Origin of the sequence: Chengkuizengella axinellae, from assembly GCF_030730905.1 — a bacterium.
Taxonomy (GTDB): Bacteria; Bacillota; Bacilli; order Paenibacillales; family KCTC-33759; genus Chengkuizengella; species Chengkuizengella axinellae.
In genome coordinates, this window is sequence record NZ_JAVAMP010000016.1 from 15,719 (window position 1) to 41,983 (window position 26,265).

Below are 26,265 nucleotides of genomic sequence, written 5' to 3' on the forward strand. Positions count from 1 at the left end.
CCTATAGATTTTGGATGGTTTATTGCACCACAAACAGATTTAAACATAGAAGAGCATTATACAGACACAGCTGGTTATACTGATCAAATTTTCGGATTGACTCACCTATTAGGGTTTAAATTTGCTCCAAGAATAAGAGATTTATCCGATTCCAAGTTATTTACAATTGATAAGGCAAGTGAGTATCCAAACTTAGAAGCCATTTTACGTGGACAAATAAATATAAAGGTTATTAAAGAAAATTATGAGGATGTTTTGCGATTAGCCCATTCAATAAGAGAAGGAACTGTCTCAGCATCCCTTATTATGGGGTAATTAGGTTCTTATTCAAGACAAAATAGCCTAGCTACAGCCTTGCGTGAAATGGGTCGAATAGAAAAAACCATCTTTATTCTGAATTACATTTCAGATGAATCTCTAAGAAGAAAAATACAAAGAGGATTGAATAAAGGAGAATCTATGAATGGACTGGCAAGCGCTATTTTCTAATGCCATTAGTATTTGGGGAATACTCTACATCTAACATAAAATAAATAAGTTTGATGGTAATAACCTAATTTTGCTAGGTAGTTTTGACTTAACATACTATTATGAGATTAAAATAACGTTTTACTCTGTAGACTATATTAATTGTCCCACATATTTCATTATGGATAATATTAGAGTTGCAACCAAAGAGGAGAGAGAAAGGCACAGGAAGCAGTGTCAACTTGAACCAGAAGATAAATTGATAGTTTTTGAAGATACTATATTTAATTCATTTTACTTCATTGTGTGTAATGATTTTTCATACGAAATGGGTCTTAAAAAATTGTAGATTTTATTACAATATGCATTATTATATTTAATTTAAAAAGAATAAAGACAACCTCCTTCTCCAACAAACAAGTAGAAGAATATTTAGTTTCATCTAAAGAAAATCATTTTATGTTTACATTTGAAACGAACGAAAATGAGTCATTTTTTGGATTGAACCAAAAAAAATAAAACTTTTGCTTGGCTATACTGCTGGTCTTTATCGACAATTAACAATCATAAAATACCAGCTGTTAGAATCCATAAAACGTTACGTATACTTATAATAGAATTAGAAAAATTTATTAGTTAGTACTAGTCGTTCGCTTTTTGTTTTTGATCATTTAATATATAAAATCAATAAAATGGTAAGATAAAAAATACGAACAACATAAGTTTGGGCAATGAAAGTATAAGGAGAAACATAATATTCACTTGCTCCCTCATATTCCTTGAATATAGTTAATCATTAAAGACCATAAAAAATCCTAAACCCGGATTCAATATGGGCTTAGGTTGCTACGGATGGCTTTTATAACTCCAAATAATAGGTTAGGGATCAGTCTCAATATATGACTTGCGCTGCTCCTGTTCTTTATGTAGTTGCAGCATAATTGGTTATAATTCGTGGTGCCGGGATCAGGGATGTCCCCGCAACTTACCTCACTGCTTCGAATGCATTAATTCTTCCATGCTCCCAATATCTGCCTGTGCCTCTAATTGGATCTGCAGTGCTTTCAATCTGATCTCGAATTTCAGTATTAGAAAGCCCTTGAGATGCAAGCAATGCTGCAAGACCTGCTGTATGTGGAGCAGCCATAGATGTTCCACTATAAGAAACATAACCTCCACCAAGCTGTGTAGAAACAATATCTACTCCAGGAGCAGCTACATCAACCCAAGTACCATATGTGGAAAATGAAGCTTTTCTATCCCTATCATCTGTAGCCGCAACGGCTAATGAGTTTGTATAATACGCTGGATAATGCGCTCTTCTATTTCCATCATTACCTGCAGCAGCAACGACAACAACGCCGCGATTCCATGCATAGTTAACCGCATCTTCTACAACTCCAGACGGAGATGAGCTTCCAAGACTTAGGTTAATTACATCTGCACCATTGTCCGCTGCATATGTAATCCCATTTGCAACTCCTTCATTCGTACCATAACCACTTCTATCTAAAACACGAACAGACATGATTTGAACATCAGGAGCTACTCCTGCAACACCTGTTCTATTGTCTGTGAGTGCACCGACTGTTCCCGCTACATGAGTCCCGTGTCCATTCAAATCGGAAGGGTCTCTATCATCATCTATAAAGTCATAACCTCTCACTACTTTTCCTGCTAAGTCTTCATGATCCTCATCCACACCAGTATCTATAACTGCAACTAGTACATTGGAACTTCCTGTAGTGATGTCCCAAGCACTATCTGCCTCTATGATTTGAGGTCCATATTGATCTGATGAATATAGTGGGTCGTTCGGATCGAATAGAGCATAATATTCAACAATGGCTTCAGCGAATTCAACATCCGATCTTTTATTATATTTTTCTAGTGCTTTTTCAACTGATTTCCCTTTTACTTTTATAACTTCGAAGCCAATTTCTTCATTTGCTCTTAATACCTCAGCATTTTCTTCTTTGTGTATCTTTTGTTTATCCTCTTTAGTTGTTTTTTCTTTAAACTTTACTATGATTTCACTATCCTCTGAATTTGACTCATTAGAATCTGCCTCAACCTGTAGTTCTGAGACTGAAAAAGAAAAAATTAAAGCAATTGCCATGAAAATTGAAAAAAAATGTTTTAATTTCATCACTTACCTCCGATTTTAATTATATTTTGGTTTGAGCGCCATCCTTAGGGTATTTAAAATTAACTCCCTAACCAATTACAATATAAATACTTGCATTAATGGATAATTATTACATTAATTTTAGACATTATTTATTTATTCATTTTTGTATGTTCATACTTTTTGCAATAGTAAACATAAGAAACGTTCTCTTACTTTAGTTAAGTAAAGTACTGATATTACAAGACAAAAAAATGCCCCTGGTTTTATACCAAAGCCATTGATGATCTACCTATTGTTCTTCATTCATATTACAATTGCATTTCCCTCTATTATTTTATTAAAATGTTAGTAATTGGAATTAGTACAGATTAACAATAGGAGGAGAGAAAATGAACGAAGACAGGTGGGTTTCTTATTTAATTTTATTTATCATCTTATATACGTTGGCAATGATATATTTAATAGAAGAAATGAATCCTTTTTTTGCCTTACAAATCAATTTCAGTATCATCATTGTGTTACTCATTATAATATTGCGTAAGATAACTAAAAAATAAAGTACTATTTAAAATATGTATGATTGTAAACCCTGACTATGATACAAAAACTGAGGTTGTTCATTTAAAAAATGTATATATAGTACACTTGTATATCTGCTGAAATTACATACACTATAAACACAAACATATGTGCTATAATGGAAATTACATACATACATACAAACATACATGCTGAATTATTAAATATGACAAAGTATATGGAAGGAAGGATGATCTCATTGAACTTTACTAACCTCATCAATCTTCATGAATTAGAGTTTCAATCCGAAGGAACGGAATATTCTCATTATAACTCTAATTCTTCTAAAATCACTTCAAAAGACTTAGGAGCTAAAAAACTTTTTTTCGATGTAAAAGAATTACTGCCTAGGCAACTCTCTTGTCCTTACCACTATCATTCTGATCAAGAAGAAGTATTTATCATCATTGATGGCGAAGTGACTGTTAGGCAAAATAATGAATGTAAGATTTTAAAGAAAGGGGATTTGATTTTCTTTCCAAACTCAGAAGAAGGTGCTCATCAGCTTTTTAATCACACAGACAATCCTGTAAGATATTTAGATTTAACCACTCGATTTGGTACTGATGTATGCAAATATCCAGATTCGAATAAAATTAATGCTGGAAATGGTCAAATTTATAAAATCACTGATAAAGTAGATTACTTTGAAGGTGAAGATGAAGTTCCGGAGTTTTGGACTAAGCGAAAGCTCTAAAGAAGTATAAACAAAAACTCCTATAGAAGTCCCTCGGAGATATTTTAAAAAAGAGTCTTTGTCTAAGCAAAGACTCTTTTTATTTCTATTCAAACCCCAACATAATTCGATATGGTTCATACTTCAATATCACATCGTAAATACATTACTGACATTACTGATATTTCTCTACAAAATTTCCGATCCGTTCCAAAGCCTCATTTAAATCACTAACAGAAGTCGCATAGGAGCAGCGAATAAATCCTTCCCCGCCCAGTCCAAATACGTTACCAGGTACTGCGGCTACCTTTGATTCCTCTAATAATTTTTCAGCAAATTGCTCAGAAGTGAGTCCTGTTGTTTGAATTGATGGGAATGCGTAAAAGGCACCTTTTGGTTCATGACAATCCAATCCCATTTCCCTAAATCCTTTAACCACCAATCGACGCCGTTGATTATAAGATTCAACCATGCGATCCTTTTCTTCCAATCCGTTGGTTAATGCTTCAATCCCAGCTTGTTGAGCCATAACAGGTGCACACATGATCGTGTACTGATGTATTTTCAACATGGCTGCGATTAGATCTTGATGTCCACATGCATAACCTAGTCGCCACCCAGTCATTGCAAAAGCTTTAGAGAAACCACTAACGATAATCGTCCGATCCTTCATACCCGGCATAGAGGCAAAACTAATATGCCTTTGTTCATAGGTTAGTTCCGCATATATTTCATCTGAAATCACGATTAAATCATTCTGCTCTACAAGACTTACGATCGGGAGCCAATCCTCATAAGTCATAATTCCACCTGTAGGATTACTTGGATAATTTAATATTAAAACTTTAGATTGAGGAGTAATTTGCGCTTCTAACGACTCAGCCGTTAATTTAAAATCATCCTTAGCAAAGGTTTCAATCCCAACCGCTTTACCTCCAACAATAGAAGCAATTGGAGAATAAGATACATAACACGGTTCTGGTATCAAAATTTCATCTCCAGGTTGAATTAAAGCACGCAGAGCCAAATCAATCGCTTCGCTGCCACCAACTGTAATTAAAAGTTCGTTTGCAGGCTCATATTTTAATGCAAACTGATTGTATAAATATTCAGCAATGACCTCTCTTAATTCAGGCAATCCTGCATTTTGTGTATATGTTGTTTTCCCCTTTTCCAAGGAATACACACAAGCTTCTCTTACATGCCATGGGGTAACAAAATCAGGCTCACCAACACCTAATGATATGATATCTTTTCTCCCTGAAACTAAGTCAAAAAACTTACGGATTCCAGAAGGAGGAATGTCTTTCACTAATGGAGATATATACTCTGTCATGGATTTTTTCGTTTTCAACATATCCCATCACCCCTTACGGCGAAATGAGCATGCGATGATCATCTTCATGATCTTCTAAAATAATGCCATCTTGTTTATATTTTTTCAAAATAAAATGGGTTTTCGTAGAGAGAACGGATTCAATGGTGGAGAGCTTATTTGATACAAAAAAAGCAACTTCCTTTAAGGTTTTTCCTTCAATCTCAATTTGCAAGTCATAAGCACCTGACATGAGATAGACCGTTTTCACCTCAGGGTATCGATAAATCCGTTCTGCAATCGTATCAAAACCTCTTCCACGCTCCGGTGTAATTTGAACCTCTATAATACCTGTTACTTTGTCATCGTGTACTTTACTCCAATTAATAACAGGCGCATATTTGACAATAACATTGTCCTGCTCCATCTCTTGAATCGCTAAAAGCACTTCTTCTTCAGAAGCCCCTAATAAAGTAGCTATAATATCAGCCCCACGACGTGCATCTTCTTGTAAAAGCTCTAATACTTTTAATTTAAAATCGTTCATTGGGGTTTCCCCTTTCCGAAATATAAAAAACAACAATATACCTCATATTACAACGAAATCCAGTACATGTTAAGTCCTAAATCAATTACTGTTAGAAATTCTTTTAAAAATAGGGTATGATAATAATTTGATATGGTGCTCAAAGATTGGGGGATATCTCATTTTGTCTATAAGAAAAATTATACTGCAAATGTCACCTACACAGTTTATTGTGTCTGGTTATTTAATATCTATAATTATCGCTACAATTCTGCTGCTGCTACCGATCAGTTTAAAAGACGGGGTGGAGCTTTCATTCATTGATGCATTATTTACAGCTACCAGTGGAATCAGCGTAACTGGACTTACTGTTGTCAATGTATCTGAAACCTTTAGTGTATTTGGAACTATCGTACTTCTAGTTATGTTCCAAATTGGCGGTATAGGTATTATGGCATTGGGGACATTTTTATGGATGATTCTAGGTCGAAATATTAGCTTATCCTATCGTAAACTAATTATGATTGACCAAAACCAAAATCGATTGTCAGGGCTTGTTCAGCTTATACGTATTGTACTTGGATTAGTATTGTTGTTTGAAGCCATCGGTACATTAATCTTCACCGTCTATTTTCATTTTGCTGGATATTATGATACTTGGCTAGAATCATTCTATCATGGGTTATTTCATTCGATTTCATCCTATACAAATGCCGGTTTTGATATCTTTGGCAATTCTTTATTCGACTTTTCTCATGATTATTTTGTACAAATTATAACGATTGCATTAATTATATTAGGTGCAATTGGATTCCCAGTACTCATTGAAATGAAGGAGTACTTTTCTAAGAATAATAAAAACTTTCGGTTTTCTTTATATACGAAGTTAACGACTTCAATGTTTTTCTTGTTATTGATCATTGGTGCAATTGGTATTTGGTTGGTTGAGAATCAATTGTACTATGCAGACATGAGCTGGCACGAAAAAATATTTTTCTCCCTATTTAATTCAGTAACGGTACGAAGTGGTGGTTTATCCACAATGGATGTCTCAGAGTTTGGAGTTGCCACTCAAATGTTCTTGTCCGTATTGATGTTCATAGGAGCTAGTCCTTCAAGTGTTGGTGGAGGAATTCGCACTACAACCTTTGCAATTATCATTTTAGCATTAATTACATATGCTTTAGGCAAAAGTGAAATTAGAATTTTCCGTCGCTCTTTAAAAGAAGATGATATAACAAAAAGCTTTTTTATTTTTACACTGGCGTCGATGACAGTTGTTATCAGCACTATTCTTCTGGTGTCCTTGGAAAAAGATCACTTTTCATTAATGGCTATCATTTTTGAAATTGCCTCGGCGTTTGGTACATGTGGGCTGTCGATGGGGATTACAAGTGAACTAACCACTGTAGGAAAGCTCATTATCATGGTGCTGATGTTTACAGGAAGAATCGGAGTTCTCTCCATGTTATATATTTTTCAAGCGAAAAAGAAAAAAGAAAACTTCCACTATCCTAAGGAAGATATTATTATCGGGTAAAGAGCAGCACCAAGTAGGATTAAAATTTATAAAGAATGATTTGATCGAATTATCACATCATCCATACCTTCTTCTTTTATGAATTAAACTTCAGAAGCTTTCGCTTCACTTATTATGAGTTTCCTGAGGGACTTAAAATGCAAAAGGAAGGGCTGTATCCAGCCCTTCCTTTTCAAATCGGACGTTCCCCCATCCAGCTTTCCAATATTCTTCTTATTTGATCGGACTTTCTTGGATGGGTGCACAATAAAGGAATTTCGTATCATTCATACAAAAAATAGAGGAAAGGATAGTTTTATGTAAACACTTTAAACTAATCCTCTTCACTATTTGGAGCATCAAAAAGGTTCATACTTAAATATCTTTCACCGTTATCAGGTGCAATACAACAGATCCTTTTCCCTTTTCCCCACTTTTTGGCGATTTGCATAGCAGTCCATACAGAGGCACCTGCTGAAGGACCTACTAAAATGCCTTCCTTTGAGGCTAAGTCTCGCATCGTTTGAATGGCATCCTCATCCGATACTTGGATAATCTCATCATATACTTCAGTATTTAAGATTTTAGGAATAAACCCAGGGCTTGTACCCACTAGTTTATGTTTCCCCGGCTTACCTCCTGAAAGTACAGGAGACCCTTTAGGTTCAACAACGTAGATTTTTATGCCTGGAATTTTCTCACGCAGAACTTCTCCAGTACCTGTTACAGTCCCTCCAGTACCTGCAGTTGCTACAAAAGCATCGATCTTACCATCCATTTGTTTGATAATTTCAGGCGCTGTTGTTGTTCTGTGGATTGCAGGATTGGCTTTATTCTCAAACTGTTGAGGAATATAACTGTTTGGGATTTTTTCTTTTAATTCCAGTGCTTTTTTAATCGCACCAGGCATACGCTCTTCTGCTGGTGTTAAAACCACTTCAGCACCATAAGCTTTTAAAATGTTGATTCTTTCTTTGGTCATATTGTCAGGCATGATAAAAATAGACTTATATCCTTTTGACGCTGCATTCATCGCCAGTCCAATTCCAGTATTACCGCTAGTAGGTTCAATGATGGTACCCCCTGCAGACAACAATCCATCCTTTTCTGCTTGCGTTATTAAGTTGTATGCAGCCCTATCTTTTACACTTCCACTTGGATTAAAATACTCCAATTTTACATAAACCTCTGCATCATTTTCAGAACATAATTTATTCAATTTCACTATAGGTGTATCACCTATCAGCTCAGTTATGCTTGATACCACTTTGGCAGACAACCTTCATCCGCTCCTCTCTAAATAACCCTCTTCATTGTAATTTGCTAGTAAAACATATCTCATACATATTTTAACTGAACAATTCAACTTATACTAGACAAACTCGACTATAATTTATATCATTTCGCTTTTTCAGGTGCCTTCGGCATTAAATTTCTCATGAAATACCAAGCTAATAAAGGAGAGCTCCCTATACATAATAAAAATATATTCAATACGATTGGTTTTTTACTCCATGTGATGATAACGATAAAAATTAATGTACCTAGAATACGCCCAGCATTCAAACCCGCTTCCCGTAAAACAACATACTCAACCCGCTGCTGTGCGCTCTCATCATCCCTCCCGATAATATCAAACACGGTAGAGGTCATCGGTATTGTAAACAACGGTAAAAATAGTGAAGTTCCAATTCCGAAAATAAGCAATGTTGTATAACTAACATCCCAGAAAAAAGGAAGAATAACAACAATCATAAATAGAGTTCCAATAAACATGGCTCTATTCCGATGCCAAGGCTTTAAGTATTTACCCATCAGCATATAGCTAACTAACGCTACCCCAGAAACAATTAAAGAGTAATTCCCTAACTTCATTTCATTTTTTGTAGCTATATAAACAAGTAAACCAATGATAAAAGCAAAAACACCCTCTCTCATTCCTTGTGCCATTAAAGCTAAAAACGTCTTCCTCCACGGATTTTTTTTCTCTTTTAAACGTTGAAAAGCAGTAAACCATTGATATGTACCTTTTGGTTCCCTTTTTTTCAAAAAGAAACTAACAATGACCCCGATGACAAATACGACAAGTGAAATAGAAAAAATAATTTTATACCCGTTTGATGCTGTCATTTGTGTAATGACAATACCAGAAATCCACGGTGCAAACATACCCGCTCCTGACCCTAACAATCCTGCATAACCATTGAATTTATCACGATCATGAGGACCTGTAATTTCAAAATAAACAACATTAAAGGCAAGCCAAAAGAATCCCGCTGCCATCCCCTGAACAGCACCTAATACCAATACAAAATCTACGGCTTGTTTTTGTAGTAACAGCACAATTAAATAAAAAATAGCAGATAACCCCACGCCAAGACGTAAACTATTCATTTTATTATGCTCTTTAACCCATTTTCCCGCTAACCAAAAAGTTATAATATTCATTACCTGATGCGACAAAGAAAACCAACCAATTAAGGATAAATCATTGCTCACTTTCCACAAGTATACATTTACAAATGTGCCTGATAAAGCGTTTGCTGCAGTAAATAAACCGTGAACTGCCAGCAATAAAATGGCTTGTTTTGTTAATGTTCCTTCTTTATGCTCCTTTGGTTCTTCTGGTTCATGATACTGAAAATAAGAATGTTCTTGTTGATCTTTTGTTTTAATCCATTTGTTTGGAAAATGATGCTTCTCATGCGACATCGGCATATATGACTCACCCAATTTAAAAAATTTCTTAACTGTCTATGTAACAACATATTTAACCTTCCCCAAAAACTCATTTTGGAATCAAAAAATACTCAACTTCTTCTCTATGCAAAAAAATATTGAAATTTTGCATTGACAATCACATACCCTAATGTTAGGATATATTTATACTAATAATAGGATATATAATTTTAGAGTAAATGGTGAAAGGAGTGGGTTGTTTATTATGGGTATTTTATCAATTGTAATTCAAGTCTTATTGGGCTTAGGATTTATAATGTTTGGAGTTATGAAGTTGGGGTCAAAACAAATGGTAGATGAATTCGATCGTCTTGAGCTCCCTCAATGGTTTAGAGTCGTAACAGGTTTGGTGGAAATTACAGCAGCCATTGTTATACTCATAGGTATTTGGAATGGGTTGTTTGCTGCTTTAGGAGCACTGCTCATTGCATTTACGATGATTGGAGCAATCTTAACACATATAAAGATAAAAGATCCTGCACAAAGAGTCATGATGCCTGTCATTTTGTTAATAATGGGAATTATAGTGCTTAGTTTAAATGTAAGTCATATCGGAGTTTAAAAATAAAAAATAAAACATATAAAAATAAAGGAGAGAAATGATTTATGAAATGGATTCAACGTATTGTTCAAGTTTTACTTGCTGCTGCAATTACTCCTTCTGGAGTTTCGAAGGTTACAGGAGGGGCAGCTCAAATGGCGGAAAGTTTAGGTTATTCCCCAGGATTTTTAGTCTTTATAGGTATCTGTGAAATACTTGGGGGTATTGGACTCATCGTTGGATTCTGGAAACCTAAGCTTGCTTTGCTTGCTTCTGGTGGATTAGCAGTGATCATGGCAGGTGCCGTATTTACACATTTAAGCTTAGGTCAAGGATTTGGTGCTGCAATGCCTTCATTTGTCTTTCTCATTCTAAGTGTCATCGTTTTAATTGGGAAGATCAAAGCATTAAGAGCGTAAAAGAATTTACTGTATATGACTTTAAAATGTAAGCTGGCTGTTCTCCCTCTTAAAGAAGAAGAGAGCAGCCAGTAGAACGAAATGGTTCGAACTATTAAAAACAAAATCATAAAAAAGAAGGAGAAAATTAAACATGGCTACTCTATTATATGTAAAAGGAAATCCAAAACAAGACAAGGATTCATATTCATTAAGATTAGGAAATGCTTTTATAGAAACTTATAAAGCTGAGAACCTCAATGACGAAGTTGTTGAGTTAGATTTATACAAAGAAGAAATTCCTTTGATTGATGGTGATATATTATCTGCTTGGGGGAAATTTGCTTCAAATCAAGAACTTACGCAAGCAGAACAAGAAAAAGTTGGAAAAATGAATGAACTTACTGAGCAATTTTTACAAGCTGATAAAGTTATTTTTGCGGCTCCAATGTGGAACTTTGGTTACCCTCCAATGGTAAAAGCATATATCGATTCTATTGCAATTGCAGGTAAGACTTTTAAATATACTGAAAATGGTCCAGTTGGTCTTGCTGGAGACAAGTCTGTAGTGTTGCTTGAAGTACGTGGAGGTATTTATTCTGAGGGACCAGCAAAGGGTGCTCAACATACTGAAAGTTATTTACAAACTGTGATGGGTTTTCTAGGTATTCAAAATTTCCAAGCTGTTGTGTGTGAAGGTGTAAATATGGGGGGAAATCCAGAAGATATTTACCAAGCAGCAGAAAACAAAGCCAAAGATGTTGCTAAATCCTTTTAATTATATTTTAAAATAAACGATAAGAGCTTATTTTGATGAATCTTATTCAAAATAAGCTCTTTCTTTTTTGTAATTATTTTATTTTTCCTGCTGTTTTTTTAAAGCATCCATCATTTTCAATCGATCCTGCTCAGATAAAACAGGTTTCATCTCAAAACAAGATGGACAAATATATAAATTCAGCTTGTATGGGGCTTGTAAAATTCCCTGTGCCTGACTAACTGGAACATAAGGAATAAACTCATCTTTTTTTATTTCTTGGTCTCCAACCATAATCATAAAATCATGGCAATTTGAACATTCAAAGGACTCTTCCTGTTTTCTGCGATAATGATATACACCTTCTTCATATTGCAGTAAATCGTCGGTTTTTGGTTCTATCTTTGAAATAAATGAGTCTAAGATTGGTGTATTGATATCTTCGATGTCTTCTGCTGCATTCTCTTTAGGTGAGTTGCTTTTATTAACACTTTTAGAACGCGTTTCATCTTCTTCTAAATCAAGATCTACATTCATCGTTCTATAATTGCTCAATTCATTCAAGCAATGAGGGCATTGTTCTTCTCTGCCAATCTCCTCATCCCAAACAATTTCTGTATCACACCAAGGACAAATTTCTTTGCTTTCACTCTCTTTCATTCATGTTTCCTCCTATGTATTTTGTATAAAAAAATAGATGCCAAATATAAAAAATAAAAGTGCCAGGATAAAAAGAGTACCCCATAAATATTTCACCTTAAATTCAATCCTCCTACTATCAGTTTATACAAGCACCGATCACGTAAGATAAAGAAATGGATATAATCATGGCAATAAACCCAACTGCACGATTATCCTTTTGTATCTCTTCATCCACTTTTATATAAGGTGTTAAAAACTCAAATAAAAAATAAGCAAGAATTAATAATACAAATCCAAAACTAGCTGTCACGAACGATACGTAAAAGGATTCATGATTCTTTTCAGCAAAACGAAATATATTACAAATCGCTATGATTTTTCCACCAATCGTTAATGACACTGCAATATTACCATTAAGAATCTCATCCCAAGAACGATAGGACGTAACAAGCTCAAAGATAGCCAAAAATATTATTAATGCTAATGCAGCAACAGAAAAATAAGCGATCGTTTCCATAAATGGATGTTCTAATAATGCATCAATTTCTTGATTCACCTAACCCACTCTTCTTTCTCACCTTATTTTAATTCTGCGACGGTGACTCCAGTCCCGCCTTCTCCCATATTGCCTAATCTATGCTGTTTGACATGTTTATGCTTGTTTAAAAATTCTTGAATCCCTGTTCTCAACACACCTGTGCCCTTACCATGAATGATATACACTTGTCCTACACCCGCCAAAATTCCCTCATCCAAAAAGCGGTCAACTTCCATAATGGAATCATCTAAATTCATTCCTCTTAAATCCAGCTCTGATTTAAACTGTTGATCCTTGGAGCGTTTAATGCTCGTGATTTGTTTCTGGACTTGTTTCTCTGCACTAGAAATAAGTTCTAGTTCCGTTTTTTTCACTTTCATTTTCATAATACCTAGTTGTACTACAACCTCTTTGGCATTAGCCTCTTCAACTACGAAGCCTTTTTGATTAAAGCTTGCAACAAAAACTTCATCTCCAGGATTTACATTTTTAACCCCTTTGATTTTTTTTGCTGATTTAGAAGATTTATGTGTAGTTAATTGAGGCTCTGCTTGTTCTAACTGGCGTTTTGCTTCAATTAACCTATGTTCCTTAATGGAGGTTTTTTCATCCATTGCCATTTTCCGAAGATCAGAAATAATTTGATCCGCTTCCTTACGAGCTTTTCGAACGGCCTCTCTCGCCTCTTCCTCTGCTTTTTGCATCAACTTTTCACGCTGTTCTTCAAAGCGAAGCTTTTGATCCTTTACTTTTTCCTGCAATTGTTCTACTTCTCTTCTTAATTTCTCTGCTGCTAAACGATCATTTTCAGCACTGATCCGATTTTCCTCCAGAGAAGCAATCATGTTCTCTACTTGCAGATCTTGTTCATTCACTTGACCTTTTGCATGCCTAAGAATGGACATTGGCAGACCTAATTTTTCTGCAATAGCAAATGCGTTGCTTCGTCCTGGCACTCCAATTAACAACCGATAAGTAGGACTTAATGTTTTTACATCAAATTCCATACTCGCATTTATAACCCCTTTGCGCTCGTATGCAAATGCTTTTAGTTCACTGTAATGTGTGGTAGCAACTAAACGACAGCCTAACTTATGAATATATTCTATAATGGAAATAGCAAGCGCTGACCCCTCTGTTGGGTCTGTTCCAGCACCAAGCTCATCAAGCAATATTAGACTTTTAGGTGTAACTTCTTTTAATATCGTGATAATATTTGTCATATGACTTGAGAAGGTACTTAAATTTTGCTCAATGCTTTGTTCATCTCCTATATCTGCATAAATCCCATCAAAAACACACATTTGACTATGATCCTCAGCGGGTACGAACAACCCAGACATAGCCATTAAGTGCAGTAACCCAATCGTTTTTAAGGAGACGGTTTTCCCTCCCGTATTTGGTCCTGTTACTATAATACTGTCAAACTTATCTCCAAGTTTCACATCTATAGGTACAATTTGTTCTTCTGGAATTAATGGATGCCTAGCTTTCTTTAAATTCATAAAACCTCGATCATTCATACGAGGTAAGGTAGATTTCATCTCATGTGCTAAGCCTGCTTTTGCAAAAATAAAATCTACTTCTGCAAGCTGGTGAATATTTACTAATAATTCATCATGAATTTCAGTCACTTGCGCTGTTAACATTTGAAGTATTTTTTCAATTTCTCGTTCTTCCTTCAGCTTCAGTTCACGAAGTTTATTATTTAAATTTACTATCGCTTCTGGTTCAATAAATAAAGTGGCCCCAGACGCAGATTGATCATGTGTCATACCGCCAAAATAAGATCGATATTCTTGCTTTACTGGCAGCACATAGCGATCATTTCGAATTGTTACAATGGGCTCTTGCAATTTTTTTTGCACAGATTGAGAGCGAATCATACGCTCTAATTGCTCCCGAATGGCAGACTCCCCTGTTTTCAACTGATGTCTGATCCGTGAAAGCTCTGGACTAGCACTGTCCATCATTTCTGCATGTTCATTAATACAAGCCTTGATCGCATTTTCTATCTTCTTATGATCTGTAATCTGTTTTGCATGAGCAAATAACAGTGGTGTGGAAAATTCATCATGTACTTTATGTATAAATCTTTTCAATCTTCCTGCTCCATAAATGGTATTTGCAACATCCAACAGTTCTTGTATATTCAACATGCCTCCAATTCTCGCACGGTGAATTGCAGCTGAAATGTCCCTAATTCCCCCAAATGGAGCAGTCCCTTTTAAACGTTGAACCTTTACCGCTTCATCTGTAGCTTTCAACAATTCAATAACTTCTGAAAACTTCGTAGAAGGGGCTAATTCCGCTGCTCTGTTTTTCCCTAAAGCTGTTGCAGCATGCCGATTTAATTTATCTATAATTTTATCAAATTCCATTGTTTTTAAAATTCTTCTGTTCAAATCCTGTTCCTCCTGATTTAAGCTCAACCTTATTATATCGAAATCAGATGTTTTACGCGAATATTCTAAGGAAAAGTTGTAACAAAACATAAATCATCTGCATTATGTTAATAATATGATCACTAATCAATTTTAACCTGTAAAAGTGAACAACAAAGAAGAGGTCGTGTTAAATCATATCACTACCCCCTATGTTGTTCACACAATTGCGGGTCCCAAGACAAATAGGATGGAAAGTTCATTTTTTTCTATCTATAAAAAAGGAGGGAATCCTTAAATGAATAATTTTTTAGGGCATGTTGTAAGGTTCATAGTCTCCGCCTTTGTATTGATGTTTGTAGGTTGGGTTACACCTCAATTTTCAGTGGGAGGATTTTGGAGTGCATTATTTTTAGCCCTTGCTATAGCTGTAATAGGGTGGATTGTTGAAGGAATATTTGGGAGTCGAGTCACTCCATTTGGAAGAGGGATTGTTGGATTTTTAACGAGTGCTGTTGTCATATGGGTAGCACAGTTCTTTGTAGGTAATGTTTCTGTTACAATGCTAGGTGCGGTATTAGCTGCTCTAGTGATTGGGATCATTGATTTGTTCATTCCAATTTCAAGTCCATTTGAAGCTGGAAAAAAGAAAGGAAAAGCAACCTGATATATCTACAAAAGTGAAACTTATGCTTCGAGAGTTAAATTCGAGTACTTTTGCGGGGTCCGAAACATTTCCCCAAAAAATAGTTTAAGCAGGTTTGTTGATTTTAATTAGATAAGGGGGGGCCCCGGAAAGTATTCGGACATTACTTCTTTGAGTTAACGTCATTTTTTGGGGTATTAAAAGTGACGCTTAGCTTCGAAAGTTTTAAAAAAATCAATCCATAGAATCTGGATTGATTTTTTTGTTTAGATAAATAAGAAAGGAAACACATTGTCCTCTATTCCAAAAATATTATCCTGTGTCTGATCTTTTATATCGGCATCAATCGTATTCGTTGTACTTACAAAATTATTGGTTCTTGGTAAGTCCCCTGCATTACCACTTCCAGATCCTATATAAGCTTTAGTATAACTTACTGGTGTAATTTGAATCGTATCTCCTGCAAGCAGTTTTGCCCCTCCAGAAACATTGATCACTTTCGCTATACCTAAAACAGATGGCATCACCGACACCCTTTCTAATCAAATTTAAATCATTAAATAAATAAGAAAGGAAATACATTGTTTTCTATTCCAAAAATATTATCCTGTGTCTGATCTTTTATATCGGCATCAATCGTATTCGTTGTACTTACAAAATTATTGGTTCTTGGTAAGTCCCCTGCATTACCACTTCCAGATCCTATATAAGCTTTAGTATAACTTACTGGTGTAATTTGAATCGTATCTCCTGCTCGTAGTTTTGCACCCCCAGAAACATTGATCACTTTAGCAATACCTAAAATAGATGGCATACCTTACACCTCTCATAATGAGTATATTACTGTATATGCCTATATCTAGGAAATGTGCCCATTATCCTATAAATTCGTATGATTGAGTCCCTTTTATATTTGTTTTGATTGAAAACAACCCACCAGAATGAGGAAATTTTTCTAACTCAACTGATTCTAAACCAACGTTTGCCGTCGTAATGAATAACTCATCTAAGTTATCACCACCAAATGTACAAGAAGTAACTTGTTTTGCTGGAACCTTAATCTCATCGATTTGTTTACCTGTTTGAGGATCCCATCTAGAGACTTTGTAACCTCCCCAATGAGCAACCCACAGTTTCCCTTCTGCATCTATGGTCATCCCATCTGGTCCACCTTCTGCAGCAGGAATCTCTACAGCTACTTTTTTATTCGTTATTTCTCCTGATTCAATGCTGTAGTCATATGCAACTACTTGCTGAGTTGGGGTATCAATATAGTACATGGTTTTATGATCTTGGGACCAGGCTAATCCATTAGAAGTTGATACTGGATGAATCATCTTACGTACTGACAAATTAGTATCTAAGCAATATAATGCGGCCAAATCATTCTTCAGATCCAATCTCATCGTTCCAGCCCAAAATCGTCCAGCAGGATCACATTTCCCATCATTAAAACGATTTTCTGGCAAATGACTTTCTGGATCTATGATTTGTGTAAATTGATTTGTATGCAGGTCATATGCAAAAAAACCATCCAACATAGCTAATACTAGACCCCCGCTGCTTCTTTTCACTACAGCACCTGGAGCTTGATCAAGTTGAATTGTTGTATTTGATTCCTCTTTTGGATCGTATATATGTAGCTTTTCTTGTAAAATATCTACCCAATATAAACACTGCTTCTGTTCATCCCAGCATGGTCCTTCACCTAGCAAAGATTTTGAATCAACAATTAGTTGTACTTGATTCATTTTATTTAAACTCTCCTCTATTTTTTAATAATCGTTTCACATGAGTTGATATTATTACGAAAAGGTTTTTTTTGCAAATCTAAACCAAAAGATAAAGAAACTCGCCGATTGGCGAGCCCTATAGGCAAAAACAGAGGTGTAATTGTATTCAAGGATGAATTCTTCATTATAACTTTACTATATTTATAAATTTTTAAAGTGTAAATAAGAACTGTGCTCATATAAACACAGTCCTTATTTCATTTTAAATTTAATCATCCTCATTTAAAACTGTCTGTTCTTCCTGTGTATTCATATTTACATCTGATTCCTCTGTAGGAAACATTTCATCTACTTCCCATGACTCAACAATTTGATGAGCTGTTCTTGCATCATATCCTCTTCCCATTAAATAACTGATGAGTGCGATTTCTTCCATAGCATGTTTATAATTCGTGCTTCGCGCCTCATCTAATCCATATTGAACCCAAGGTGAGATTCTCATAAAAACATTTGTTAAATCAGTTGGCAAGGAAGGGACATACTTAAAATTCTCAGCTTGCTCAGCCAATTTTGACGGTTCTATATTTGGCATCATAAAATTTGAATTCATGGTTTCCATTGGAGTCACACCAGGCATAGTATACATATTTGGAGTTTGGTAATAATTAGGCTGATTTGGTTGCATACTATAAGGAGCTTGCATTAAAGGCATAACATTATCATGAGCGTAATGCTGCATCTCCATTGGATGCATTGGATACATATTGGATGAAAGCTCTTGAGTCTCCATTGGGTGAAGATTATGACTGTATTCTGTTAGTCCCTCTACTCCATTTGGAGTTAAAGCAGGCTGATTTGGGTTGATCTGTTGTGTTTTTCCGTAGGACAATGGATTCACATTTGCATTTCCTCCTTGTACTCCCATTGGATGTATCGGTTCCATGTTTGCATTCATTCCTTGCACTCCCATTGGATGCATCGGTTCCATGTTTGTATTCATTCCTTGCACTCCCATTGGATGCATCGGTTCCATGCTTGCATTCATCCCTTGTGATTCTATAGAGTACATCGATTGAAGGTTAGTATTTATTGGTTGATTACCCATAGGGTAAATATATGGGGTCATTCCTTGTACTCCCATCGAATACATTGGCATCGTTGGATACTTTTCTGCGCATGGATGACAAGGGCTTTGATCCAGACATCCTGAACAAGGTGAAGGTGATGAATTAGGATAATATATAGGTTGTGTCATATGAGAGGGATATGTGTTTGAAGCAAGATTTTCGTATTGTTCCGCTTCAATATTGGATGGTTCTGGCAGAGATATATTTGGCTGCACATCACTTACATTTTCATTCATCGTTTATTCCCCTTTCATTCATATTATAATAACTCCTCAGTTTATTGTATTAGCGATACATCCTATGCATTCGCCTATGATTCTGTGCGAGAGAGTTCACATGATTGTCATTATTTTCACAAGTTTGACATGTTTAATTTATTAATTTGAATTAAACTTTCTGTAGGATATATATCACTAGGAGGATTTAACCATGAAAAAAATGTTATTTCTAGTTACATTATTAGCGATGGCTCTTACCGTTGCCGCTTGTGGAGCTGCAGAGGAAAATACAAGTAATGCTGCTGTTGAAACATCTGCTGCAGATGCTAAGGAATTGAAGTTAATTGCATCTAACTGGGTATTTGATCAAGAAGAATACAAGGTTGCTGTCGGAGAGCCAATTCATTTTTCAATTGAAAATGCGGAAGGATTGCATGCATTTAAAATTAAGGATTTAGGCATTGAAGTTGATCAAAGTTCACCTAAACAATTTACAATCAATGAGCCTGGAACGTATGAAATTAAATGCTCTATCCAATGTGGATCTGGGCACAGAGATATGATTTCTACTTTGGTTGTAGAATAGAAAAACTCTTGAATTTGATATAAATACTAGTATTAATAAAAAGCATCTAATACCGTGTATACAGTGGTATTAGATGCTTTTTACATATTAAAATCTTTAAAGGATTTCCTCCATTTGTTTCAAAAGCCCCCGGATCTTCCATCCTTTTTCCGTTAATTCATATTCAATATGCTGTGGTGCCGTTTCTTTAATTATATTTTGTTTGATAAGCTCGTGTTTCATTAACTGCCGCAATGTTTTAGATAAGCTTTGTTTATTAATATCAGGAATTCGCCTGAGAAGATCACTAAATCTCTGACTATCCTTTAATAATAAAATGATGAGTGGTGTAAATCTGCCATCTATAGAGATCAGTACTTTCTCTAATTTTGTCAGTTGTTCACAAGGTTTTTTTCGTGATACAGCCATCCTTTTTCCTCCTATCCATAAGGTCAAATAAATTTGACTTATTTATTTTTTCTCATTTTCATTTTACTATATAAACGTAAGCACGTTACATTTTATCAATACATTTTTTATTATACCAAGGAGGACAAATTAATATGTTAAACTTTTCTGAAGCTGTTGATTTCAGACATGCTGCTCGTCATTTTATAAAGGATAAAGAAATGGATCAAAAGGATTTAGAGTTCATTCTAAATAGTGCGATAAAAGCCCCTTCATCTTTAAATCTTGAGCACTGGGAATTTGTAGTAGTTAAAGATAAAGAAACAAAGAAAAAGTTAAGAGCAGCATCTTTTGATCAGGAACAAGTAGAAGATGCAAGTGCGGTCGTTGTCATCTTAACAAAAAGACAAAAGTTGTTAGATCCTAAATCTGATGAGGTTATGAAATTAATCAAAGAGAGGATTCCTGAGCACAGCATTCACATTGCAGTTGATTTCTTAGAATCATTCCCAAGTGATGAAGCATTCACAGCTTGGTCTAAAGCACAGGGATATATCGCCGCATCCTTTATTATGTTAGCAGCTGCATCACTTGAAATTGATTCTTGCCCAATGGAGGGATTCGTTAGTGATCAAGTTTTAGAAGTCATTGACCGCTCACCTGAAGAATATGTAGGTTCACTCATTGTTCCATTAGGTTATAGAAGCCAACCCCCATATGATAGAGTAAGAGCATCATTTGATGAGAAAGTAACGATCATATAATTTTATAAAAACAATGTACTTTAACCCCGCCCAATGGGCGGGGTTAACCAATGATTTGACTCGATTTTCTCTATTCAATTGTCAGTTCTTTTTCTGCAAGTTCAATCCATTCATTGTACTCACTTTTTAATTTATTAAATGCATCCTGCAACTTGCTGTACTTGTCTTCAATCTGATCTGACTTATCTTTTGCTTGTTCTTTTTGCTGCCAAGCATCCTTTAGATCTTCTTCAAGCTTTTGCTGATACTTTTTCAATTGAGAAATCTCTTGCAGCAGAAGTTCTTCCTTCTCACTCTTTTCTTGCGTTTGTTTCATATATAATTCGTTTTCGGATTCTAACTTTTGTATTTTCACATTCAATATTTCATTTTCCTGCCCAATATCCTTTATATCGAAATATTCATTGGCAATGTATAAAGCAGATAAAACAGATAATCGGTTTAAATCCAGATTTTTTTGATCTCCAGCTATTGTTCGCATCTTTCCGTCTACATAGGCTGCAATTTCTTTGATATATTCAGGAGTCATTTCAGGACTCCCTTTCATTTTGTATTGTGTCCCATAGATGCTAACGGTTACTCTAGTTTTTTCTTCATCAGGTTTCACAGGTCGTCTCCTCCCCTATCAAACAAAAGGTCAGTTTATATCGATGATAACATATTTCGATATGACTGACCTATTTCCCTCTTTATTTCCTCAATTCAGCATTAAAAGATTTTTCTATTTCTTCAACAACTTTACTGTGAAGCTCCGTTACTTCTTCATCCGTTAATGTACGTTCATTATGACGATAAGTAAGTGATAGTGCTACACTCTTTTTACCACTGCTTACCTTCTCTCCCGTATAAATATCAAAAACGGAGACAGATTCAAGCAATTCTTTCGCTGTTTCTTTGATTGAATTCACGATCTCACCAATTTGTAATGTTTGACCCACAACGATAGCGATATCTCTTCCAATCGCAGGATATTTAGGTAAAGAAACGTATTCAATATCGAAGGAGGACAGTTTATATACTTCTTCTAATGCAATTTCTAAAATATAAACCTCTTCAAGATCTTTTTCTTGTTGAATAGAAGGATGCAGTTGTCCAATCCAACCGAGTTCAATATTTTGTTCTCCAGTATTGATTTGAATAGAAGCTGTTCTTCCTGGATGGAATCCATTTGGACTTGCAGAAACAAACTCAAGACCAATAATGCCAAGATACTCAAATAAAGTTTCAACATGACCTTTTAAATCATAAAAGTCTACTTTATTTTCTTGAACAGACCAATGCGCAGTCTCTCTCTTTCCTGTTAACAATATAGAAAGAAGTTCTTTTTCCTCAGGCAAGCGAGATAAGGTTTCTTCTTCTGTAAGGAATACTCTCCCAGTTTCAAAAATACGCACATCCGCTTGATTTCGATTATTGTTATAAGCAGCCACATCCAATAAATGTGGAATTAAGCTTGTTCTCAAAGTACTTCTTTCTTCACTCATCGGCAACGCTAATTTAACATGCTTGGATTCTGCATACATGCCTGGAAACAGTTTGATTTGACTTGGATGTGTGAAAGAATAGTTTATTACTTCGTGTAGACCTTCATCCGTCAAGATGCGGCGGATTGCTCTTCTAATTTTCTGTTCTTTAGTAAGTGAGCCAGGTGTTGTTACACCAACCATAAGACTTGTAGGGATATGATCATATCCATGGATACGTGCTACTTCTTCAATTAAATCCACATCTCTTGTTATATCTCCACGGCGGCTTGGCACATGCACAACTACGTTGCTTTCATCAGTTTCTGTATAAGAAAAATGCAAACGATCAAACACATGCTTGACATCCTCTTTAGATAGGTCTGTACCAAGATAATCATTCACTTTTCTTAAACTAATTTCAATATTCGTTGCGGGGTTTTGTACAGACAGCTCTTCAACAATTCCATCTGCTACTTTTCCGTTTGCATATTGAGATAAAAGCACAGCAGCTCGATTTAACGCAGCTGTAACATTCTCTGGATTCACTTCTTTTTCAAATCGAAGACTGGATTCAGATCTTAAACCAAGCTTTTTAGATGTAATTCTTACAGAACTCCCAGAAAACTTAGCAGATTCTAGTAAGATGTTTATAGTTTCAGCTTGAACCTCTGAATTCGCTCCGCCCATTACCCCAGCAATAGCCACTGGTTTTGTTCCATCTGTAATTAACAACATGGATTCTTCTAATGTTCTTTCAACCTCATCTAAAGTTGTCATTTTTTCATCTTTTTCAGCTAATCGCACTTCGATATGCCCTTCATTAAGCTGATCGGCATCAAAAGCATGTAATGGCTGACCATATTCCAGCATTACATAATTTGTGATATCTACAATATTGTTAATCGGTCTAATGCCAGCCGCCATCAATCGGTTTTGCATCCAAAGCGGACTTGGTTGAATGGATACTTCTTCAATATATCTAGCTGAATAGTGATGACAATTTTCAGGACTTAGGTTTTTCACACTAATCTTATCAGCAGCTATTGTACTTGAAGAGCTAACCTCTGCTAAAGGCAATTTGACCTCTCGACCTAAAATTGCAGCAATCTCATAAGCTGTACCAATCATACTTAAACAGTCTGAGCGATTTGGAGTAAGCTCTAGCTCTAAAACTTCATCATTTAAACCAAGCACTTCTAAAATATCGTCACCAACATTTGTATCGTCAGGAAGGACTAAAATCCCTTCTTGAATTTCTTTAGGCAGCAAGCGGTCATTCATACCTAATTCTTTGGCAGAACAAATCATGCCGTAGGATTCTACTCCACGAAGCTTCGCCTTTTTGATTTTAAAATTCCCTGGTAAAACAGCACCTGGAACGGCTACGGGTACTTTCTGACCTGCAGCAATATTTTTAGCCCCACAAATAATTTGAAGATCCTCTTCTTTACCTACATCTACAGTACATAAGCTTAATTTATCTGCATTCGGATGTTTTTCACACGTTTTTACATATCCAACAACAACATTTGTAATACCTTGATTTAATTTTTCAACAATATCAACTTCAACACCGCTGCGCGTTAGTTTTTCTGCTAAATCTGAAGCTGAATACCCAGTTACATCCACATATTCAGACAACCACCCATAAGATACTCTCATTTATTTTCACTTCCTTTTATTCTATATTCGTACAAATTGATTTAAGAAACGTAAGTCATTCGTAAAGAAATGACGTATATCATCTATGCCGTACTTCAACATAGCAATTCTTTCAACACCCATTCCAAAAGCGAAACCGCTATACTCGTTTGGATCATAGCCCGCCATTTCCAGCACACGAGGATGAACCATACCTGATCCTAATATTTCAATCCAACCAGTTTGTTTACATATGCGGCAACCGTCACCTTTACAGTTGGCACAAGTAATATCTACCTCTGCACTTGGTTCTGTAAATGGGAAAAAGCTAGGACGCAAACGAATCTGTGTGTCTTTTCCGTACATCTCTTGGACAAACTGCAGCAATGTACCTTTCAAATCACTCATTCTCACGTTTTTATCAATAACTAACCCTTCGATTTGAGTAAATGCATGGGAATGCGTTGCATCATCATCATCTCTTCGGTACACGCGACCTGGACAGATGATTTTAATAGGCACCTCACCTTTTTTTGCTTCCATCGTTCTAATTTGTACTGGTGATGTATGCGTACGCATCAAAAATTCTTCTGTAATATAAAAAGTATCTTGCATATCCCTTGCTGGATGATCTTTAGGCAAATTCAAGGCTTCAAAATTATAATAATCCTTTTCAACCTCTGGTCCTTCTTCTACGGTGTAACCCATACCTACGAATATATCTTCAATATCTTGAATGACTTTATTCAGTGGATGAATAGCGCCTTGTGTTGGTTTTCTTCCCGGCAAGGTAATATCGATTGTTTCCTCTTTTAATCGATTTTCTAATTCTTTACGCGAAATCTCATCCTGTTTAGATTGAATCGCATTTCCAATCGCTGAACGGACCTCATTTGCAACTTGACCGATGACTGGTCTTTCCTCGTTCGAAAGTTTGCCCATACCTCTTAAAATTTCTGTTAAAGGCCCTTTTTTTCCTAAGTATTTTACTCTAAAATCATTTAATGTTTTACTGTCATTTACACTTTCAAGCTCTTTTAGAGCTTCAAGCTTTAAAGCTTCTAATTGCTCTTTCATTGATTACCCTCCTTAAATGTACCCACAAAAGTGAAGAATAGCTAATAACATACCCCAAAAAATGAACAAAGTTCAGATGTTGGTTAGACCAGTTTTAATGAAAGTTAATACCTTCTTAGTACAACAAAAAAGACTCTTCCATCCGTAAGGGACGAAAGAGCCGTGGTACCACCCTAATTAGAATATCCTTGTAGAAGAATTTGTTCAATAAGTCCATAATTGAACACTCAAATAATAAAATATTCTCACTTCATTTAAATAACGATGTAATCACCGGAAAACTCTACTTCCATAAAGTAAACTTCAATTGGTTTTTTCAAGTTTCTGCTCTGGAGCGAACTTCAGCAATCTGTTCAAGTAGAAATGCTCTCAATCAATGCATTTCCTCCCTGTAATGAAGTATTGCTTACTTTTCTCCTTCATTGCATTTTTGTATTTAATTTCAATAACGGTATTATATGAAAATAAGTTATAAATTGCAAGTCATTATAGGACTAAATCACATTTTTTAGGTAACTTTAATATTTGCTTTATAAATGACCATTGTTAGGTAAAGTAAATGTTATCTCATTCTTAAGAATTATTTTGAGCTATATAAAAACGCATCAACCAGTTCCCAAGAAATATTGTGATGTTGATCCAATTCAAACTTATAGAGACCAGCACCTAGTATATGCCCATCTTCAAATTTGGCATAAACCCACTTATAATTCAAAACATAAGCCTTGTAAAAAAACATTGTACCTCCAAAGACACCATCAAAAGGGATTAATTCTGGATGGTCATATAAATCCTTTATAATGTATTCTGTATCAATTCCAAACTGGCTTAATTCCTGAATCGATGCAAAATCTATTTTCCCCAAGTTTTCAATGTCTGTGTTGAGACGTGCAATTTCATTGATTAAATTATCATTTTCTTGTTTAACTTCACTTATATCTTTATTCACTTCTTTTTTTTCAACTAGTAGTGTGCTTTTCTCACCCTCAACTAACTGCAACCTATTGATTAAGTACTCATTCAAATCATATATAGATTGATTTTGATTGTATTGCACAATATTCATAACTAATAATATGATGAATGAACTAACTACTCCAGTTATCCTAATCAACCTAACAAGCATACGTTTTTCCATTATGTACATCCCCATTCTAATTATTGCTTGAAACCTTTTAAGAATAAAGGAATTTCATTCCCTATTTCTTTCAATTCATCTTATTATATGAAAGTAGAGGAAAGAAAGGATTAGGGCATAGATACTACAAATGTTCTAATCAACTGTGATTATAAGTCTTATAAATTCCTATACTTAAAAAGAATATATGATTATTTTCTCCTGTAATCAATATAATTTTAAAATCTACACGATTTACTTGCTATGAATGAATTTTTTCTATATAATAT

At 35.2% G+C, this 26,265-nt stretch carries 26 protein-coding genes, 1 pseudogene and 1 other annotated feature; of the genes and pseudogenes, 10 read left to right on the forward strand and 17 right to left on the reverse strand.

From position 1 onward, the window contains the following. Nucleotides 1-7 precede the first annotated feature (7 nt). A pseudogene (locus Q5Y73_RS20990) lies at nucleotides 8-486 on the forward strand (Tn3 family transposase); the annotation flags it as partial. A 967-nt stretch (nucleotides 487-1,453) separates the two neighbouring features. Here the strand turns inward: Q5Y73_RS20990 and Q5Y73_RS20995 are convergent. Beyond that, nucleotides 1,454-2,617, reverse strand: a complete 1,164-nt coding sequence (locus Q5Y73_RS20995; RefSeq protein ID WP_305993884.1) for a S8 family peptidase — start codon at nucleotides 2,615-2,617, stop codon at nucleotides 1,454-1,456. Between the two features lie 371 nt (nucleotides 2,618-2,988). On the opposite strand from Q5Y73_RS20995, the gene Q5Y73_RS21000 reads away from it, so the two are divergent. Both Q5Y73_RS21000 and Q5Y73_RS21005 read left to right on the forward strand, forming a co-directional pair. Further along, nucleotides 2,989-3,156 carry a hypothetical protein gene (locus tag Q5Y73_RS21000; RefSeq protein WP_305993885.1) on the forward strand — a complete coding sequence of 56 codons (168 nt, stop codon included), beginning with the start codon at nucleotides 2,989-2,991 and terminating at the stop codon, nucleotides 3,154-3,156. Nucleotides 3,157-3,377: 221 nt separating this feature from the next. Beyond that, a complete protein-coding gene (locus tag Q5Y73_RS21005; RefSeq protein WP_305993886.1) occupies nucleotides 3,378-3,875 on the forward strand; it encodes a cupin domain-containing protein in 498 nt (165 codons plus the stop codon). Nucleotides 3,876-4,029: 154 nt separating this feature from the next. On the opposite strand, the gene Q5Y73_RS21010 is transcribed toward Q5Y73_RS21005, so the two are convergent. Both Q5Y73_RS21010 and Q5Y73_RS21015 read right to left on the reverse strand, forming a co-directional pair. Next, nucleotides 4,030-5,211 carry an aminotransferase class I/II-fold pyridoxal phosphate-dependent enzyme gene (locus tag Q5Y73_RS21010; protein WP_305993887.1) on the reverse strand — a complete coding sequence of 394 codons (1,182 nt, stop codon included), beginning with the start codon at nucleotides 5,209-5,211 and terminating at the stop codon, nucleotides 4,030-4,032. 13 nt (nucleotides 5,212-5,224) lie between these two features. Continuing rightward, nucleotides 5,225-5,716 (reverse strand): Lrp/AsnC family transcriptional regulator, encoded by a 492-nt coding sequence (locus Q5Y73_RS21015; RefSeq protein ID WP_305993888.1) that lies wholly within the window; start codon nucleotides 5,714-5,716, stop codon nucleotides 5,225-5,227. A 190-nt stretch (nucleotides 5,717-5,906) separates the two neighbouring features. Between Q5Y73_RS21015 and Q5Y73_RS21020 the strand changes: the two genes are divergently transcribed. Further along, nucleotides 5,907-7,235: a TrkH family potassium uptake protein gene (locus Q5Y73_RS21020; RefSeq protein ID WP_305993939.1), complete on the forward strand. Its 1,329-nt coding sequence runs from the start codon at nucleotides 5,907-5,909 to the stop codon at nucleotides 7,233-7,235. A 313-nt stretch (nucleotides 7,236-7,548) separates the two neighbouring features. Here the strand turns inward: Q5Y73_RS21020 and cysK are convergent, their stop codons facing one another. Continuing rightward, nucleotides 7,549-8,493: a cysteine synthase A gene (cysK, locus tag Q5Y73_RS21025; protein ID WP_305993889.1), complete on the reverse strand. Its 945-nt coding sequence runs from the start codon at nucleotides 8,491-8,493 to the stop codon at nucleotides 7,549-7,551. A 119-nt stretch (nucleotides 8,494-8,612) separates the two neighbouring features. Further along, complete coding sequence (locus Q5Y73_RS21030) at nucleotides 8,613-9,932, reverse strand: MFS transporter (protein WP_305993890.1); 1,320 nt, start codon at nucleotides 9,930-9,932, stop codon at nucleotides 8,613-8,615. 226 nt (nucleotides 9,933-10,158) lie between these two features. Here Q5Y73_RS21030 and Q5Y73_RS21035 point away from each other — a divergent pair, with 226 nt between their 5' ends. From Q5Y73_RS21035 to Q5Y73_RS21045, 3 genes are all read left to right on the forward strand, one after another. After that, complete coding sequence (locus tag Q5Y73_RS21035; RefSeq protein WP_305993891.1) at nucleotides 10,159-10,515, forward strand: DoxX family protein; 357 nt, start codon at nucleotides 10,159-10,161, stop codon at nucleotides 10,513-10,515. Between the two features lie 44 nt (nucleotides 10,516-10,559). Beyond that, nucleotides 10,560-10,913 (forward strand): DoxX family protein, encoded by a 354-nt coding sequence (locus tag Q5Y73_RS21040; protein ID WP_305993892.1) that lies wholly within the window; start codon nucleotides 10,560-10,562, stop codon nucleotides 10,911-10,913. A gap of 133 nt (nucleotides 10,914-11,046) precedes the next feature. Next, entirely contained in the window at nucleotides 11,047-11,670 is a 624-nt protein-coding gene (locus Q5Y73_RS21045) for an FMN-dependent NADH-azoreductase (protein ID WP_305993893.1), read from the forward strand. A gap of 78 nt (nucleotides 11,671-11,748) precedes the next feature. Here the strand turns inward: Q5Y73_RS21045 and Q5Y73_RS21050 are convergent, their stop codons facing one another. The 3 genes from Q5Y73_RS21050 to Q5Y73_RS21060 all read right to left on the reverse strand — a co-directional run bounded on the left by Q5Y73_RS21050 (nucleotide 11,749) and on the right by Q5Y73_RS21060 (nucleotide 15,234). Further along, entirely contained in the window at nucleotides 11,749-12,309 is a 561-nt protein-coding gene (locus tag Q5Y73_RS21050; RefSeq protein ID WP_305993894.1) for a hypothetical protein, read from the reverse strand. Between the two features lie 118 nt (nucleotides 12,310-12,427). Beyond that, nucleotides 12,428-12,847, reverse strand: a complete 420-nt coding sequence (locus Q5Y73_RS21055) for a DUF350 domain-containing protein (protein ID WP_305993895.1) — start codon at nucleotides 12,845-12,847, stop codon at nucleotides 12,428-12,430. 23 nt (nucleotides 12,848-12,870) lie between these two features. After that, entirely contained in the window at nucleotides 12,871-15,234 is a 2,364-nt protein-coding gene (locus Q5Y73_RS21060; protein WP_305993896.1) for an endonuclease MutS2, read from the reverse strand. 277 nt (nucleotides 15,235-15,511) lie between these two features. On the opposite strand from Q5Y73_RS21060, the gene Q5Y73_RS21065 reads away from it, so the two are divergent. Next, a complete protein-coding gene (locus Q5Y73_RS21065) occupies nucleotides 15,512-15,880 on the forward strand; it encodes a phage holin family protein (protein ID WP_305993897.1) in 369 nt (122 codons plus the stop codon). Nucleotides 15,881-16,125: 245 nt separating this feature from the next. Here Q5Y73_RS21065 and Q5Y73_RS21070 read toward each other — a convergent pair whose 3' ends face one another. The 4 genes from Q5Y73_RS21070 to Q5Y73_RS21085 form a co-directional block, all read right to left on the reverse strand. Continuing rightward, nucleotides 16,126-16,383 (reverse strand): spore germination protein, encoded by a 258-nt coding sequence (locus Q5Y73_RS21070; RefSeq protein WP_305993898.1) that lies wholly within the window; start codon nucleotides 16,381-16,383, stop codon nucleotides 16,126-16,128. A gap of 32 nt (nucleotides 16,384-16,415) precedes the next feature. Further along, complete coding sequence (locus Q5Y73_RS21075; protein ID WP_305993899.1) at nucleotides 16,416-16,673, reverse strand: spore germination protein; 258 nt, start codon at nucleotides 16,671-16,673, stop codon at nucleotides 16,416-16,418. Nucleotides 16,674-16,734: 61 nt separating this feature from the next. After that, a complete protein-coding gene (locus Q5Y73_RS21080) occupies nucleotides 16,735-17,610 on the reverse strand; it encodes an SMP-30/gluconolactonase/LRE family protein (RefSeq protein WP_305993900.1) in 876 nt (291 codons plus the stop codon). Nucleotides 17,611-17,860: 250 nt separating this feature from the next. Continuing rightward, a complete protein-coding gene (locus Q5Y73_RS21085) occupies nucleotides 17,861-18,955 on the reverse strand; it encodes a hypothetical protein (RefSeq protein ID WP_305993901.1) in 1,095 nt (364 codons plus the stop codon). Nucleotides 18,956-19,148: 193 nt separating this feature from the next. Between Q5Y73_RS21085 and Q5Y73_RS21090 the strand changes: the two genes are divergently transcribed. Then, nucleotides 19,149-19,523, forward strand: a complete 375-nt coding sequence (locus Q5Y73_RS21090; RefSeq protein ID WP_305993902.1) for a cupredoxin domain-containing protein — start codon at nucleotides 19,149-19,151, stop codon at nucleotides 19,521-19,523. A gap of 96 nt (nucleotides 19,524-19,619) precedes the next feature. On the opposite strand, the gene Q5Y73_RS21095 is transcribed toward Q5Y73_RS21090, so the two are convergent. Continuing rightward, nucleotides 19,620-19,931, reverse strand: a complete 312-nt coding sequence (locus Q5Y73_RS21095; RefSeq protein WP_305993903.1) for a winged helix-turn-helix transcriptional regulator — start codon at nucleotides 19,929-19,931, stop codon at nucleotides 19,620-19,622. 134 nt (nucleotides 19,932-20,065) lie between these two features. Here Q5Y73_RS21095 and Q5Y73_RS21100 point away from each other — a divergent pair, with 134 nt between their 5' ends. Continuing rightward, entirely contained in the window at nucleotides 20,066-20,674 is a 609-nt protein-coding gene (locus Q5Y73_RS21100; RefSeq protein ID WP_305993904.1) for an NAD(P)H-dependent oxidoreductase, read from the forward strand. Nucleotides 20,675-20,744: 70 nt separating this feature from the next. On the opposite strand, the gene Q5Y73_RS21105 is transcribed toward Q5Y73_RS21100, so the two are convergent. From Q5Y73_RS21105 to Q5Y73_RS21120, 4 genes are all read right to left on the reverse strand, one after another. Then, on the reverse strand, nucleotides 20,745-21,281 hold the full coding sequence (locus Q5Y73_RS21105; protein WP_305993905.1) for a cell division protein ZapA: 537 nt from the start codon (nucleotides 21,279-21,281) through the stop codon (nucleotides 20,745-20,747). A gap of 82 nt (nucleotides 21,282-21,363) precedes the next feature. Then, on the reverse strand, nucleotides 21,364-23,802 hold the full coding sequence (pheT, locus tag Q5Y73_RS21110) for a phenylalanine--tRNA ligase subunit beta (protein ID WP_305993906.1): 2,439 nt from the start codon (nucleotides 23,800-23,802) through the stop codon (nucleotides 21,364-21,366). Between the two features lie 21 nt (nucleotides 23,803-23,823). Further along, nucleotides 23,824-24,858, reverse strand: coding sequence for a phenylalanine--tRNA ligase subunit alpha (pheS, locus tag Q5Y73_RS21115; protein ID WP_305993907.1), 1,035 nt, complete (start codon nucleotides 24,856-24,858; stop codon nucleotides 23,824-23,826). 144 nt (nucleotides 24,859-25,002) lie between these two features. Next, nucleotides 25,003-25,290, reverse strand: a binding site (T-box leader). Nucleotides 25,291-25,438: 148 nt separating this feature from the next. After that, nucleotides 25,439-25,996: a hypothetical protein gene (locus tag Q5Y73_RS21120; RefSeq protein ID WP_305993908.1), complete on the reverse strand. Its 558-nt coding sequence runs from the start codon at nucleotides 25,994-25,996 to the stop codon at nucleotides 25,439-25,441. Nucleotides 25,997-26,265: the final 269 nt, after the last annotated feature.

Coding starts and splice junctions, on each gene's coding strand:
- pheT (WP_305993906.1), bottom strand. CDS start 23,802: ATGAGAGTATCTTATGGGTGGTTGTCTGAATATGTGGATGTAACTGGG.
- Q5Y73_RS21090 (WP_305993902.1), top strand. CDS start 19,149: ATGAAAAAAATGTTATTTCTAGTTACATTATTAGCGATGGCTCTTACC.
- Q5Y73_RS21050 (WP_305993894.1), bottom strand. CDS start 12,309: ATGAAAGAGAGTGAAAGCAAAGAAATTTGTCCTTGGTGTGATACAGAA.
- Q5Y73_RS21035 (WP_305993891.1), top strand. CDS start 10,159: ATGGGTATTTTATCAATTGTAATTCAAGTCTTATTGGGCTTAGGATTT.
- Q5Y73_RS21045 (WP_305993893.1), top strand. CDS start 11,047: ATGGCTACTCTATTATATGTAAAAGGAAATCCAAAACAAGACAAGGAT.
- Q5Y73_RS21010 (WP_305993887.1), bottom strand. CDS start 5,211: ATGTTGAAAACGAAAAAATCCATGACAGAGTATATATCTCCATTAGTG.
- Q5Y73_RS21070 (WP_305993898.1), bottom strand. CDS start 16,383: ATGCCATCTGTTTTAGGTATAGCGAAAGTGATCAATGTTTCTGGAGGG.
- Q5Y73_RS21000 (WP_305993885.1), top strand. CDS start 2,989: ATGAACGAAGACAGGTGGGTTTCTTATTTAATTTTATTTATCATCTTA.
- pheS (WP_305993907.1), bottom strand. CDS start 24,858: ATGAAAGAGCAATTAGAAGCTTTAAAGCTTGAAGCTCTAAAAGAGCTT.
- Q5Y73_RS21030 (WP_305993890.1), bottom strand. CDS start 9,932: ATGCCGATGTCGCATGAGAAGCATCATTTTCCAAACAAATGGATTAAA.
- Q5Y73_RS20995 (WP_305993884.1), bottom strand. CDS start 2,617: ATGAAATTAAAACATTTTTTTTCAATTTTCATGGCAATTGCTTTAATT.
- Q5Y73_RS21095 (WP_305993903.1), bottom strand. CDS start 19,931: ATGGCTGTATCACGAAAAAAACCTTGTGAACAACTGACAAAATTAGAG.
- Q5Y73_RS21020 (WP_305993939.1), top strand. CDS start 5,907: ATGTCACCTACACAGTTTATTGTGTCTGGTTATTTAATATCTATAATT.
- Q5Y73_RS21065 (WP_305993897.1), top strand. CDS start 15,512: ATGAATAATTTTTTAGGGCATGTTGTAAGGTTCATAGTCTCCGCCTTT.
- Q5Y73_RS21015 (WP_305993888.1), bottom strand. CDS start 5,716: ATGAACGATTTTAAATTAAAAGTATTAGAGCTTTTACAAGAAGATGCA.
- Q5Y73_RS21075 (WP_305993899.1), bottom strand. CDS start 16,673: ATGCCATCTATTTTAGGTATTGCTAAAGTGATCAATGTTTCTGGGGGT.
- Q5Y73_RS21040 (WP_305993892.1), top strand. CDS start 10,560: ATGAAATGGATTCAACGTATTGTTCAAGTTTTACTTGCTGCTGCAATT.
- Q5Y73_RS21100 (WP_305993904.1), top strand. CDS start 20,066: ATGTTAAACTTTTCTGAAGCTGTTGATTTCAGACATGCTGCTCGTCAT.
- Q5Y73_RS21085 (WP_305993901.1), bottom strand. CDS start 18,955: ATGAATGAAAATGTAAGTGATGTGCAGCCAAATATATCTCTGCCAGAA.
- Q5Y73_RS21120 (WP_305993908.1), bottom strand. CDS start 25,996: ATGGAAAAACGTATGCTTGTTAGGTTGATTAGGATAACTGGAGTAGTT.
- Q5Y73_RS21080 (WP_305993900.1), bottom strand. CDS start 17,610: ATGAATCAAGTACAACTAATTGTTGATTCAAAATCTTTGCTAGGTGAA.